Genomic DNA, 12795 nt, shown 5'->3' with positions numbered 1-12795 from the left:
CAAAGAAGAACTTATTACGGTATTTAAGCACGCCATTAAATACATAGTGAGTAAAAAACCAGAAGATATCAGTACTATATAATGAGGAAAAGAAGGAGAATCTCTCGAAAAGATTCTCCTTCTTTCTTTGTCCGTATCATTAATGTTTTTCGTAAAGTTTGATTTAAATCCTTTGTTGCTCTGTACATTGTAACATTCATCCTTCACGTGTTGAGCCTCACGCAAAAAAAGCCCCAATTAGGGCTTTTAAGGATTTTTCAATGTTTTGTCATGACGTCCGCAATTTCGCAAAACCGCCGTTTCAGGTTTTTCGAAGTGTAACGTAATCCGCAAATCCATATTGCCACTGATTTCAAAAATACCCTTTGTTCCTTGTATTTTTTTAAAGCGTAAAGATGGGTGTTTTAAATCAGTGTACATTAAAGCAATCGCTTTTTTAATAATCGTTTGACTTTCTCTGTCTAACTTGCTAAATGCTTTATCAAACTGTGGTTGAAATCGAATTTTAGAAATTTTCACGTTTCGTTTACTCCGAATCTGACATCAATTTATCCAAATGCCCCATAACATCGTCCAAATCCATTTCGTGACTTACAATCCCATCACGAATATGTTGCTCGGCTTCACGTTCGCCTGTTTGCCACTCCTCGGTCCAAAACCACGCTTGATCAGCTGGAATTTCTACTAAGGGAACTAAAACAATTTTCCCATCCTCTAGGATAGCATCAAATGCATCGCCTTCTTTTAAGTTTAATTCATCCATCATGTTTTTTGGCAAAGTGAATTGCCCTCTTTTACGAAGGGTGATTTTTTCTTTTAACATATCTTCCTGACCCCTTTCGGGTGCTTTGATAGCCATGATATGTTTCTCCTCCCCTTTTGGTTCTGATTTTCGTATTTTCTGTATGTCTGATATATATTATAGCACTGGATAGCCAAAATAAAACCTCTGGAGCTCAAAAAGTACATTCCCCGTGTCCCCTGAGTCAATTTGTCCGTTCTTGAAACTTATTTTTAGCTGTAGTGATACCATCACCATAAGTGATATCAGTTTTCCTTATGCTATTTCTCTTTTAGATAGTGGAAAACAACATGCCGATAATAAAGGTTTATGTTAACTGGATGCTATTTTTGCCCTCTCTTTAACTAACAGGGCACTATTAAATACTGGATAAGAGCTGGTTAGTGTTAGGAGGTGGTTGAGTGGGGTTTTATTATTTATTATTACTTCTGATAGGTGTTGTTCTTCTTTTTGCGGGAGCACTTTGGAAAGGTGTATCTTGGTCAGTTAAATTTGTAATCTTTTTGTTTGTTGTTGGTATTCTTTTTATCGTTTTTGCAATTATTTTGTTAATGCCAGGTAGTTCTGATGTTATTGCTGAACTATTGAAATTGAATGAATAGAAATTATTAAGCTAACGGGTACATTGTCAAGAAGAAATCTCAAGGACCAAGAAAAAGTGGTCCTTTTCTTTTCGTTAAAGACCATGAATAAAATTGGAGTCTTAGTGAAAGACACTAAATGATTTCAATACGTTATTCGTTTCTTCTTCGGTAATGCCGATATAACGCAGGGTAACGGAAGGATGGGAATGATGCAAGATTCGCTGCAACATCGCAATGTCCTTCGTGGCTTTGTAAAACCAGTAGCCAAACGTTTTCCGTAACGTATGGTTGCCGACATGCTCCACGCCAGCGAACTCTGCGGCCTTGTTTAGCTGCCTGTAAGCCTGCGTAGGGGTAATGGGGTGTTCTCCCTTCCTGGACGGGAATAAATAGGGACTCTGGACGTTTTTGGCGTACGCAAAGACCTCTTCGAAGCAATTCGCGATATACATGTCGCGGATTTTTTGCGTTTTGCCTTCTTTAACCCGAAGGATCTTGTGTTGTTTGCCTTTGAGGTCCAGGATTTGTTTCGTGGTGAGCTTGAGTAGGTCCCCGACACGCAGGCCGGTCTCGCATCCTACGACAAACAGGATATAATCACGCTCCGAACAGTGGCGCTTCAGCGCCCATTTCATATCTTCAAGTTGCTGCCGATTACGGATCGGCTGCACATCTTTTTGTTTTGTCATGATTCATCGACCTTTCTATCACTTCTTAAAATCGGCCTTCTGAACCCTTATATATCAAGGATTTGAATGTACGATTTTTTCTCTTTTTTCAGTATAAAGAGAGAAAACAAATAAAGTCAATGAAATCAAGGTTTTGAATGTATGATAATTAACATAATCATACATTCAAAATTAGATAAAAATTCCTTTTAACTAACTGGTACACTTTTACAGTATTTTTACCTATTATTAAAGCCTCATTCCTTATGTTGGAATAAATGGTAGATTTGGTATTGATCATATTGGTAGGGGGAAATTATTTTGATGAAAAAACTTTTATTTTTAGCTATGCCGTTTGTTTTAATTTTGGGTTTTACATTCAATATTACGGCTAATGCTTCTTCAAATGTTTCTGAAGAAGATTATTTAAGTCAAACTGTGGAAACAGAAAAAGAAGCGTATAAAGAAGAGCTTTCAAATTTAACTCAAGAAGAAATAGATGCTTATTTTGAAAAGATTGACCAAGAATACAATATTGGGGAAGAGTTTTCATTAAAAGATCAAACATTTGTTGAAATGTATGCAAAAAAAGCCAATCCTTCAGGTATGACTTTGTTTGCTTCAAAATCTATTTCTGGCTCTAAAACAAGCAATGGTGTTACAGTAAAAGTTAGTGGAACTATTAAAGATGATATTCAAAATATTTTAAATCAAAGTTTCAGTGCTTCTAGCTTAAAAACTAGTACAACAGCAGGTTCTAGTAAAGTAACTTCTGTAAAAACTGTAGTTTATCATAATGCTTATGGATTAGTAGGTAGTGGAGGCGTTGGTAAAGTATATTCAGGATCTCTTTCTACCTCTGGGAAAAATACTACATTAACTGCAACTAAGAAGTATACTGCGGTTGTAGCTTATGCTTCAACATGGTGTACTGTTACGGTTAATCATTCAGGTGGTACTTTTACAATAAATCCAGAGTGAATTTATAAAAAAGGGGGAAATCCAGAATGTTAGGTAGTTTCGGAATTCCAGGAATTATTATTACTGTTTTAGTTCTAGTTGGATTAATCTTCTTATTCAGAAAATATATTTTGAATAGTAACAACTAAAAGATTAACAGAAAATAAAAAGAAGGAGCCCTGATTTACAGGGTTCCTTCTTTTTATTTTCTGTTAATCCTGAATTGATATAAAAAAAGGAATTTTAAAGAAATCAAGGTTTTTGAATGTATGATAATTACAATAATCATACATTCGGAATTGATAAAAACAAGCGAATATTTGCTTTTTATCGAGCATTTTTTTTTATAATATTTACTTGAATTTAATTTCTGAGCTAGTTGTATGAATAAATAGGCTTGAATTAGATTATCGAAAAATCTTTGATAGAAAACCCTTTTTTTCTTTCTTTTGGCTAGTTAATTGAGACTCAATTAACTCTATTTTATCCTCTAATTCAGTCTGTTTATCTATTTCTTCCTTCTTTTGTTCTTTCATGTAGACATTAAAAGTATTTTTTAAATCTTTATCAGAACTAATTAGATCTTTAACTAAACCCTTAAGAACCTCATTATCCTCCTGGAGTTTACTTATCCTGTTATCTTCAAGTAATTTTGTTTCATTTTGTTTTTCTACTAATTGGGATAATCGATTTACTTCTTGCTGCATACGTTTAAACTCATTACCTATTTGTATAAACATTTCATTAGCGCCACTTTGTTCGAATGCTTGTCCAAGCAACAACGCCATTTCTTTCGATTTTTCCTCTTTTTCCTTATCTGTTTGCAACTGATGATATAAGTTCTCCTTAATTAACTCTTCTTTCACATCATCAAATGTTACATTTCCACCACGATTGAAGACATCAATGATTGTCTTAATCTTCGGGAACTCTGTATGTGGAATCCAACGACCAGTAGTTCGTTTATCAAAATTAATTAAGCCTTTGTCACACCAAGTTCGTAATCTCGGTACTTCAATGCCAAATTTTTCAGCAACCGGGCCTATAGATTCCCACTTTATATCGCTCATTCGGATTCCTCCCACGAAATAATTTTCTGATTTAGACTCAATTGAGATTAAAACTAATCTGAAACACTTTTATATTAGATAATATATATATGCAATTACTTCATTGGTTTAATGGTATTTTATTGTTAATTTAGTCTTATTATTGCATGTTTTAGGCTTAATTTATATACCTTTTAACACAAAAAAACGCCCTATAGAGGACGCTGGTATTAAGGTGAAATCTATTCATCTATTTGCATAAAAATATTCAATGTCCCAAAGTTCATGTTCATGTAAGTCTTTGTCGATAATATGTTGTTCAACCCTTGTAATAATTTGTGTTATTTCTGTATATTCATTGGGGCAAGACAATACAGAATCATCAATAATATAATTTAATAACTTAATGAATCTTTCAGTGTTTACATTGTCTTCTTTGAAATACTTCCATGCTTCAAAAGGCTTAGAACTTCCTTTCACGCCTTCTAAAAACTCACCTTCAAAATCAGGTATTGATACAAAGGTTTTTATATTTATTCCTTTTTCACGTCCTATTTCTACTTCTTCATTTATTTTCTCATTATTTGTCCAAGCACTATTTCTAATTTTAATACCTTGTCTCATAGTAGTAGGATTATCAGAATCATGAAGAATAGAATAAGGGACAGAAAAGTGATTAAGTATCTTAGATACAGTTACAATATTTCCTTTTCCAAGACAATTCAAAACATGGATGGACGAATCTACCCTGCCATCATTTAATAAGGACATGACTACAGAGTATTCCGTTTCTCCTTCGACTAGTAAATTATGATTAGCAAAAAAGATGCTATTTTATTAGATGTTTGAAGTAAAGACTAACGTCAAATAACTTAGAAAAAGAGACTAGTATCTAACTTGTTTAGTGACTGATTAATAAAATTTATCAGTCACTAAGAACCTTGAATATTAGACTGTATCTATTAAAATAAAAGAAAATCAGTGGTATAGTCAGTTTTATCAAAAGTAAATTATTACTGGAGGTTTTAATTAGATGAAAAAAGCATTTATAGGAGAGATATTTATCTTAATGTCAGCAATTTTATACAGTGCAAATGTAATTTCAGTTTCGATTTCTAAATTAAATTTTGGTGGACAATCTGAGGTTGGTTATTCACTGATAGTTCTTAGTGTAGTTACTGGTATTATAGGTATTATATTGTTTTTAATCGTAGAAAAGGATGCTAAATATGGTACAAATGAAATCAAGGAACAAAAAAAATCCTTTCTTGATAATGATTTAGATAATTAGGATCTAGTTTTGATCAAAACTTTTAGTGTTTATTATTTACGTTATAGAGTAAAAACTTATAAACTATCAAATTTACTTGTTTTTTGGTAGGAATTGTTGGATAATTAATCCTAATAAAATACGGACGTGAAAAAGAACCTCAACGTGTCTAAGTGGTGCGTCAACACCCTTAAACCGTTCCCCCTAATTGCGCTAGGGAAAACACCTGTCAAAGTTCTTTGTAACTAACATATTAGTACATTCATTTTAGTGTATTTTACGGTTAGTTTCAAGTGAAAAAATTGTTTCTTTCTTTTAGACACAATAAAAAAGACACTGTTTCCCTTAATTTTTATCGGGAGCAGTGTCTTTTTTATGGTCCTCTAAGGAGAAAATGTCATGTTAATCGCAGGTAGAATCGAGAATTTCAAAGACTTCAGCAAGTTTAGCAGCATAAAAGAATTTAATACCACAATTGAAATGTTCCTAGCCGAACATAAACAAGATTTCACAAAAGGAGAACTCGTCGCATTTAAGCGTCTGGTCCGTTTCTCCGCCAAATATGCAGGTGTGGCCAACGCCAAGATCGGAACGATAGTAAAAGCCATCAATGAAAAACTGAATGGATTAGGCGTAAGTCGATCCACTTTTGAACGGATGCTACGAAAAGCGAAGGATTTAGGCATCTTATCTATCGAAAACACAGCAAAATCTAAAGGTGGAAAAGGTCATAATGTCTATATTTTTAATACAATTGATGTATTAAAAAAGAGAAAATTGACGTATTGCGAGAGTCACGAAAACCCTTGTGAGAGTAAGGATGAAGATGATAATTTTCAAGGGGAAACTAGTATTCTTTTAGAAACTAGTATGATTAAAAGATTAAATACACGTAAAGAGGTTCCTTTAGATTCTACTTTTACAGCTTCTTATGTTCCTAAAGAATTTATCGAGGCGGTTAAGCCTTTCTTTGATGAGGCAGCCACGATTGAAGACCTTTGGAAAAGTGTTTTCCTTGATACAAAAGCCATTTCAGACATAGTTGAACCAGATACGATTACATATACGGCTATAAACGCCTTTAAACAAGCCATTAGAGGGTTAAAACGAGGGAAAGTAAAAACCAACCTGGTACGTTATTTCACAGGTACCTTTAAGAAACTCATGGATCGGACCTATTCGGAGCTTCCTTTAGACCTTTTTTCAGCTAATCATTAAGGATTGACTCCATATAAGGGATTCGTGTATGTTTTTTAACCTATTTAAGCTGTCCTTTATATCCATTTACAAGCTTAGAGCCATTTAATCGGCTTTTTCAGACATTTAAATTTTTCATGAGTATTAAAATAAGTAAAAATGCAAAAACGGGAAATTAGGGTCTTTATAGCGTTTTAAGCACCTTCAGGATTTTCCCTGCTTGGTTTGCAAGGAGTAAAGCTTCCCTAATAAATTCGTCATGAGTCATCTTTCCAGTAGCCTTTTTGAAGACAAGATCCTCTATTTCTGGAGTCACTATGAGGCCTTCTACTGCCATGGAATTTTTCACAGAATTAAACTGTTTTTTGAATGTTTCTAAGTCTTTCAATGGGATCACCTCTCCTTCTATTTTACCTTAAAAGTAACGGGGGAATGCTCTTCGGAAAATCCGTTTTTTTATGTGTTTTATAGTCGTTTTACTGGTGCCATACATTTGCCATACCAACCGAAAAGCGTATGGCAAATGTATGGCAAGTCTCTCCAAAGTGTATGGCAAATGTATGGCTTGTGTATGGCAATCGTATGGCACATGCAATTTTCGTGATATCACGGTTTTGTTAGGCTTTGCCTAACTCCACACCCTTGGTGGGTACAAAAACCCCTTATGCTCTTCAATCTTTCTTTTAACTTACCTGTTTGCATGTGAGACTTAGGCCTATAACGCAGATTATTTTTAAAATAAAGGAGGATGAATTTCTATGGAGAATCCAAAAAATGATCCTTCGGCTAACAGCAAAACAGCCGAATTTTTACTGAGTTATAGTTGGGAAGGGAAATGCAAAGAACAAATCATTCAAGAGATGTTTCTACCGGATTACGAACAAGTATATGTAGAGGCTGGAATGAAAGAATTGTCTCTGCTTGGGAAGTTTACTGGCATGGATCTCGATCGTTTTATTGTTCACCAGTTGGATTTGGAGGATGAAGATATCGGGACCGTTCATGATCCAGATATTGTGTATCTAGAAAGATAATGGCTCTTTGATTTATCAAAAGTAATCTCTCCAAGGGATTTCTTGAAAAAAACTGAAGAGTATAAGGGATTTTTGTCCCCACCATTTTGTTAGGCAAAGCCTAACAAAATGGTGGGGACTAGAAAACCGTATGTGCAATACGTTTACAATACACTTTAAATGTTTCGTAGCTAGATAAATACCTTTAAAATCTCAAAAGAAAGTACATATAAAATAGATATTCAGGAGTTAATCACTTAGGTTGTTTTTGCTTGTCTTTTTAGAAAGAGGATCTGTTAATCCGTACTAAAGGAGCAAATATTATTAATAATAAAATTGAAAAAATGTATTAATTTAGTTCTGAACTATGTTAAATTAGCAATAGTTATATTTTAAAGAAGGTGAAATCTATTGGTACCAAATAAAGTTTCCGGATTACTAATGATAGGCTTTACTCTACTAACCTCATCATTAGTTGTGATGATTTCTGTAGCATCATTAGCTATTGAAAAAAATACATCTTCACATTTTAAACACTGGATATACTACATACCATTTCCTACATATCTATTTGTTCTAATACCTCTAATTATTGGCCTATATCTTATGTTTAAGAAAACAAACAAATAAAAAAAACGACAGTTAAAATTGCTGTCGTTTTTTTATTTGTTATTGATTTTCTTCTTCTTTGTAGACTTCCTCGTCTAAGACTAATCCTAATGTTTCGTCTTCTTCAGGATTATAATCAATAAAGTCTTCGTTTTCTATACCCTCGTTAATATCAGTTTCTTCTGTCGTATTTTCTAAACTATTTACTTCTTCTTCAGTCAACTTAATAGTTTCATTTGTCTCAGTATCAATATAGTAATATTCAACATTTATAGGTTCTTCATCTATGGCAGACATAGATTTAATTTTAACACCGTCTTTATAGTATTCAATTTTAAGTGTAACAGCTGTAGGCTTTTTCACATAAGCAGTTGCAGTAGAGCCAGTCTTATACTTAGAACCATCAAGACTTTGCCATTTTCTTTGAACTACTTTAGAAACAGTAGCTACTTGTTTTGCATAACCTTTAATATACTCACCCTTTTTTAATGAAGCAGAGTTTTTGCTGCCACCTACTGTATATTCTTTTGATAAAGAAACGCCTACTTCTCCAGCAATACTTTTTTTAGAAAGTTGAACACTTCCAGAAACAGTAGCTGAACGTCCAATACTAGCTGACACTGTATCATATTCTCCACTTCTTTTAGCAGGTGTCCCCTTATAAACTAAAGTCCAAGACCCTATATTTTCATTCTTATAGTTCTTCTTAGTAGATTCAACCTTCCAGTATGTATAATAGCTACCTGCCTCAGCTTTATTGATAAAGCTCATATTAAAAACGAGTGCCAATGCTAATAATCCTGTTAAAATCTTTGAAACTGTCTTTACATTTTTCATATGATTCATCCTCCTTGAATACTTTTATTTCTAAACACCTATTAGATTTTAGAATAGATTTATGTTAAAAACAACCAAATTTTATAGTAATTTCTTATTTCGATATATTTATTTTAATTGTATCGTTTGTTTTTTGGGGGAATTACCGACAACCAAAAGGAGATAACTCCTGAGATAAAAATATTATAGGAGAAGAAGCTTGTTACATTAAAAACCCTTGTAATCCTAGTGAAGCCAATGAATACAAGGTTTTTATTGTTGTATTTTTTACAAGGAAGGTGAATCGAAGAGCACATTACTAGATATGGATACCGGAGAACTTGTTGATAGGGAAAACGGAAAAATCTAAGCTACTTTTAGATTTTTTGCTAACTAATTAAAAACACTAAATGTTTTTAATACATTATTCGTTTCTTCTTTAATCCGTTTTTTAAAGAGAGTAGTTAGCACACCCTCGGATGGTATCGCAAATGTATGGTATGTTTGCGACTCATTAACCCAAAAAGAGTCCCATAAGGACTCTGGTCAGACAGGCTAGTATGTAACAGGATGCAAGAACAGAAACGATTCTGGTAAAAAGAAGAAAATTTCGATCGTCTTGAAGCTAAGCTCTGCTGAATTTCTCTCTATATAGCCGTATAACGGGGTTTATTTGTATTCTCCATACCAAAGGGAGTCTTTAGCATAATCGGGCTTTATGCGTCTATTAAAGGGCTTAAAACACCTTTTGTTGTTTACCTTTCGATGGGGGAGATGTCTTAGTTGTTCTGAAGCTCTTTTTCTACTTGTTTTTTCAATTCGTCTATGGAAAGCTTGGCTAAATCCTCTTTTCGATGGTTGATCGCTTTTTTAAATCCCCAGGCAATTTTTTCAGCTTCTTCTTTACTTGTAATCTCAAAATGACGTTCAAAAATAGCCCCGATTTCAATCAATCGTTTCGTCCGTTCTTTTCGCTCTTTTTCTTTCATCCGACTCTCCACTTGCAGTTTACGAGCCTTCATTTTCTCCATTTTTTCTTCTAACTCCTGTAATCTCTCCCTATCTGTTTTGCGAGCCATAGATCAAGAGCCTCCTCATTACCATATTTTTCTTTTATTATAAGGGAATAGGTGATAGAATACTAGCTAAAGAGCAAGAACGCCACAATGAGGTGTGGCAATGTTCCCGAAGAACGAAGTTCGAGGGCGCACTTATACAAACTACGTTTGTGTGCGGTTGCTACGCAACGGAAAAGCCTATTCGCTCGTGAGCGAATACTAAAACACAAACCCATCATTCGGCTACAGGCCGAATATACATAACGTATTCGCCTATTGGACGAATACAAAACCCCATCGCCTTTCGGCGAAACCTAACGAAAAAAGGAACCATCTTCGATTCTTCCCTTTTTCGTTAGGTCCATTACAACCCATTAAAAGGAGGTGCTCGATCATGGCTATTTACCATTTCTCTGCACAAGTCATTTCAAGAAGCAAAGGTCAATCAGCTGTTGCTGCGGCTGCTTATCGTTCTGGTGAACGATTAACCGATGAACGAACCGGTGAAACCAAATTCTATAAAAGAGAAGTGGAACCAGAAACCATGATTTTGGCGCCTTCTCATTCTCCAGAATGGGTACACGATCGGCAGCAACTTTGGAATGAAGTCGAGAAAGCTGAAACAAGAAAAAACTCTCAAGTGGCGAGAGAAATCAATATTGCTTTGCCGAGAGAATTATCTCATCAAGAACAAACGGAGTTAATTCGTGGGTATGTTCAAAAAGAATTCGTGGATCAAGGCATGATTGCCGATGTCGCGATTCACCGAGATGATCAAGACAATCCCCATGCCCATGTGATGTTGGCCACACGTAAAATTTCCGAAGACGGCTTTACCGTTAAAAATCGGGATTGGAACAAGAAAGAGTGGTTGCTGCAATGGCGTGAGCAATGGGCCGTTCATGCGAATCAATCGTTAGAGCGTGAAGGGATGGAAGACCGGATTACGCATGAATCCCACGAAAAACGCAATCTGATTCTTTTTCCTACGGTCCATCTTGGCCATGTGGCTCACGAAATGGAAAAGCGTGGAGTCCAAACCGACCGAGGGAGCATCAACCGTGATCGTCAAGAATACAATCGCCTGGTCGTGAATCTCCAGGCTTACCGAGAAGAAAAGAAAGCCTTGGAACAAGAAAAAGCCCGGAAGCAAGAACAAAGACAAAAATTCGAACGATTCACCACTCCTACAGAACGTATTCACTTAGAAGAAGCCTCTAAGCTTTTGAATATGGAGGGTGTACCTAGCCTTCAAGACATAGCTAAAAAACGGGAAGAACTCAATCGGTGGGAACACCGGGTGAATCAGCAAGACAATGAGACTCGATCGAAGGATGAAATCTTCCAAGGAGCTTCAGAATCGTACCAATGGATTCGCCTTTTTAAAGGGCAGCTGCAGCATGCCCAACAACAATTGGAACGAATCAATTGGCTGAATCCCTTTAAGATCAAGGAAAACCGAATGAACAAGGAGCAAGCCGAGCTTGAAATGGCTAGGGTAGATCAACAGATTACGGCTCGGGAAAAAACGCTTCAGGGATATCAGAAAACGCTTGGATTCCATACGGAGAAAGAATTTGAGCAGATGCACGAGCAGCATCGTTCCACGTATTCAGGCATTCTGAAGAAAAGTCAAGAAGTATGGGGACAGATTCAGCAGGCAAGAAAGGTCTTAGAAAAGGCTCAAATCGCCCACCAGAACGCTTATGTACGCCAAGTAGCTTCTTACTATCCAGAGCGATCTGAAATGGGTCACATAAGCCTACAAACGGCTAACAGACTTATGGAATGGAAGAAAGAGAACGGCAATCAAGTGGTCCCTCTAGAGACCATCCCAAAAACGTTCCATGCCCATCAAGCTGAAATTCAAAGGCTCCATGGTGAAGTCGATCGTGTGAATCAGTACAGGTCACGCCTGCAACGTGCAGAAGGCTATCTGAATCAAGTTGAAAAACAACAGGCCCTTGTTGAAAAAATCGAGAACAACCCATTTTTGAAAGGAAAACTGCTTGTTTCAAAAACGGCTAAACAGGAGTATGACCAAGCGATTTCTACCTGGGAACGAGATCAAGAGGCGATGAAAAAAGAAGGCGTTTCTGGAAGGAAGGACCTTGAAAAACAGCGTAATACCTTAGGAAAAATGGAAGCTAGAGTGCCTGCCTTTAAAGATCAGATTCAATCTCAAGAAAAAAGTCTTGGCTTATTAGGAGCTATTATGAAGGGTGTAGAACAGGCAGCAAGTAATATGCAGATGGAACAACAGCGTCAAAATCTTCACCAGCAAAAATCGAAAAGAAGCAAACAACAACCATGGGACTTAGGAAGATGATCGTTTCCTTCTGATTAGCGTTTTGAGGCAGTCTTAAGACTGCCTTTTAGCCTAAAGGCTCGTTTTGTTTAGATGGATAATGGATTTATGTATGATCCTCTTAAACTAATAAATGGTTTATTTGTTATTCTTTCTTTATATTTGATAATCTAAATAATTAAGGAGGTAGGAAAAGATGACTGAACAAACAAAAAGATCTTCCAAACAGAGTGTTGCTCCTACACGGGAGAAGCCATACAAGTTTAGAAAAGGACAAGAAGTAAAGGTAGCTTTCTTAGATGGTAAATCGATTACCGGAAAGATTCATCAATTCTCTAGATATCATATTGTCTTAGAGTTACAGGGCAAAGAAGAACTTATTACGGTATTTAAGCACGCCATTAAATACATAGTGAGTAAAAAACCAGAAGATATCAGTACTATATAATGAGGAAAAGAAG

General features: G+C 35.5%; 16 protein-coding genes. 7 read left to right on the top strand and 9 right to left on the bottom strand.

Translation table 11 applies throughout. The annotated features are described in order from the left end of the window. The 3 genes from ACIQXH_RS20280 to ACIQXH_RS20270 form a co-directional block, all read right to left on the bottom strand. The coding region (locus ACIQXH_RS20280) for a hypothetical protein (RefSeq protein ID WP_403125445.1) at positions 1 to 207 on the bottom strand (207 nt) is incomplete at its 3' end. A gap of 39 nt (positions 208 to 246) precedes the next feature. After that, a complete protein-coding gene (locus ACIQXH_RS20275) occupies positions 247 to 519 on the bottom strand; it encodes a type II toxin-antitoxin system RelE family toxin (RefSeq protein ID WP_403125442.1) in 273 nt (90 codons plus the stop codon). A 7-nt stretch (positions 520 to 526) separates the two neighbouring features. Next, complete coding sequence (locus ACIQXH_RS20270) at positions 527 to 859, bottom strand: AbrB/MazE/SpoVT family DNA-binding domain-containing protein (protein WP_403125439.1); 333 nt, start codon at positions 857 to 859, stop codon at positions 527 to 529. A gap of 344 nt (positions 860 to 1203) precedes the next feature. Between ACIQXH_RS20270 and ACIQXH_RS20265 the strand changes: the two genes are divergently transcribed. After that, the gene (locus ACIQXH_RS20265; RefSeq protein WP_403125436.1) at positions 1204 to 1404 is read left to right on the top strand and encodes a hypothetical protein; all 201 of its coding nucleotides are present in this window, start codon (positions 1204 to 1206) and stop codon (positions 1402 to 1404) included. Between the two features lie 101 nt (positions 1405 to 1505). Here ACIQXH_RS20265 and ACIQXH_RS20260 read toward each other — a convergent pair whose 3' ends face one another. Beyond that, on the bottom strand, positions 1506 to 2075 hold the full coding sequence (locus ACIQXH_RS20260; protein ID WP_403125433.1) for a tyrosine-type recombinase/integrase: 570 nt from the start codon (positions 2073 to 2075) through the stop codon (positions 1506 to 1508). Between the two features lie 300 nt (positions 2076 to 2375). Between ACIQXH_RS20260 and ACIQXH_RS20255 the strand changes: the two genes are divergently transcribed. Next, positions 2376 to 3035: a hypothetical protein gene (locus tag ACIQXH_RS20255; RefSeq protein WP_403125430.1), complete on the top strand. Its 660-nt coding sequence runs from the start codon at positions 2376 to 2378 to the stop codon at positions 3033 to 3035. A 386-nt stretch (positions 3036 to 3421) separates the two neighbouring features. Here ACIQXH_RS20255 and ACIQXH_RS20250 read toward each other — a convergent pair whose 3' ends face one another. Both ACIQXH_RS20250 and ACIQXH_RS20245 read right to left on the bottom strand, forming a co-directional pair. Then, positions 3422 to 4084, bottom strand: a complete 663-nt coding sequence (locus ACIQXH_RS20250; RefSeq protein ID WP_403125428.1) for a hypothetical protein — start codon at positions 4082 to 4084, stop codon at positions 3422 to 3424. Positions 4085 to 4309: 225 nt separating this feature from the next. Next, positions 4310 to 4891: a TOPRIM nucleotidyl transferase/hydrolase domain-containing protein gene (locus ACIQXH_RS20245; RefSeq protein WP_403125449.1), complete on the bottom strand. Its 582-nt coding sequence runs from the start codon at positions 4889 to 4891 to the stop codon at positions 4310 to 4312. Between the two features lie 205 nt (positions 4892 to 5096). Here ACIQXH_RS20245 and ACIQXH_RS20240 point away from each other — a divergent pair, with 205 nt between their 5' ends. Beyond that, positions 5097 to 5354, top strand: coding sequence for a hypothetical protein (locus tag ACIQXH_RS20240; protein WP_403125425.1), 258 nt, complete (start codon positions 5097 to 5099; stop codon positions 5352 to 5354). 378 nt (positions 5355 to 5732) lie between these two features. Continuing rightward, positions 5733 to 6551 carry a hypothetical protein gene (locus tag ACIQXH_RS20235; RefSeq protein ID WP_403125422.1) on the top strand — a complete coding sequence of 273 codons (819 nt, stop codon included), beginning with the start codon at positions 5733 to 5735 and terminating at the stop codon, positions 6549 to 6551. 163 nt (positions 6552 to 6714) lie between these two features. Here ACIQXH_RS20235 and ACIQXH_RS20230 read toward each other — a convergent pair whose 3' ends face one another. Then, a complete protein-coding gene (locus ACIQXH_RS20230; protein ID WP_403125419.1) occupies positions 6715 to 6918 on the bottom strand; it encodes an antitoxin VbhA family protein in 204 nt (67 codons plus the stop codon). A 370-nt stretch (positions 6919 to 7288) separates the two neighbouring features. On the opposite strand from ACIQXH_RS20230, the gene ACIQXH_RS20225 reads away from it, so the two are divergent. After that, complete coding sequence (locus ACIQXH_RS20225) at positions 7289 to 7564, top strand: hypothetical protein (protein ID WP_403125417.1); 276 nt, start codon at positions 7289 to 7291, stop codon at positions 7562 to 7564. A gap of 648 nt (positions 7565 to 8212) precedes the next feature. Here the strand turns inward: ACIQXH_RS20225 and ACIQXH_RS20220 are convergent. Together ACIQXH_RS20220 and ACIQXH_RS20215 are read right to left on the bottom strand one after the other, a co-directional pair. Next, on the bottom strand, positions 8213 to 8989 hold the full coding sequence (locus ACIQXH_RS20220) for a hypothetical protein (RefSeq protein ID WP_403125414.1): 777 nt from the start codon (positions 8987 to 8989) through the stop codon (positions 8213 to 8215). Positions 8990 to 9747: 758 nt separating this feature from the next. After that, entirely contained in the window at positions 9748 to 10047 is a 300-nt protein-coding gene (locus ACIQXH_RS20215) for a hypothetical protein (protein ID WP_403125411.1), read from the bottom strand. Between the two features lie 373 nt (positions 10048 to 10420). On the opposite strand from ACIQXH_RS20215, the gene mobQ reads away from it, so the two are divergent. Both mobQ and ACIQXH_RS20205 read left to right on the top strand, forming a co-directional pair. Further along, on the top strand, positions 10421 to 12355 hold the full coding sequence (mobQ, locus tag ACIQXH_RS20210; protein ID WP_403125408.1) for a MobQ family relaxase: 1935 nt from the start codon (positions 10421 to 10423) through the stop codon (positions 12353 to 12355). Between the two features lie 175 nt (positions 12356 to 12530). After that, entirely contained in the window at positions 12531 to 12782 is a 252-nt protein-coding gene (locus tag ACIQXH_RS20205) for an RNA chaperone Hfq (protein ID WP_403125405.1), read from the top strand. The last annotated feature ends 13 nt before the right edge of the window (positions 12783 to 12795 follow it).

Origin of the sequence: Peribacillus sp. NPDC097225 (assembly GCF_044761955.1) — a bacterium.
In the GTDB taxonomy this organism is placed as follows: domain Bacteria; phylum Bacillota; class Bacilli; order Bacillales; family DSM-1321; genus Peribacillus.
The sequence above is the reverse complement of the archived record's forward strand: the minus strand, read 5'-3'. Positions and strand labels throughout refer to the sequence as shown.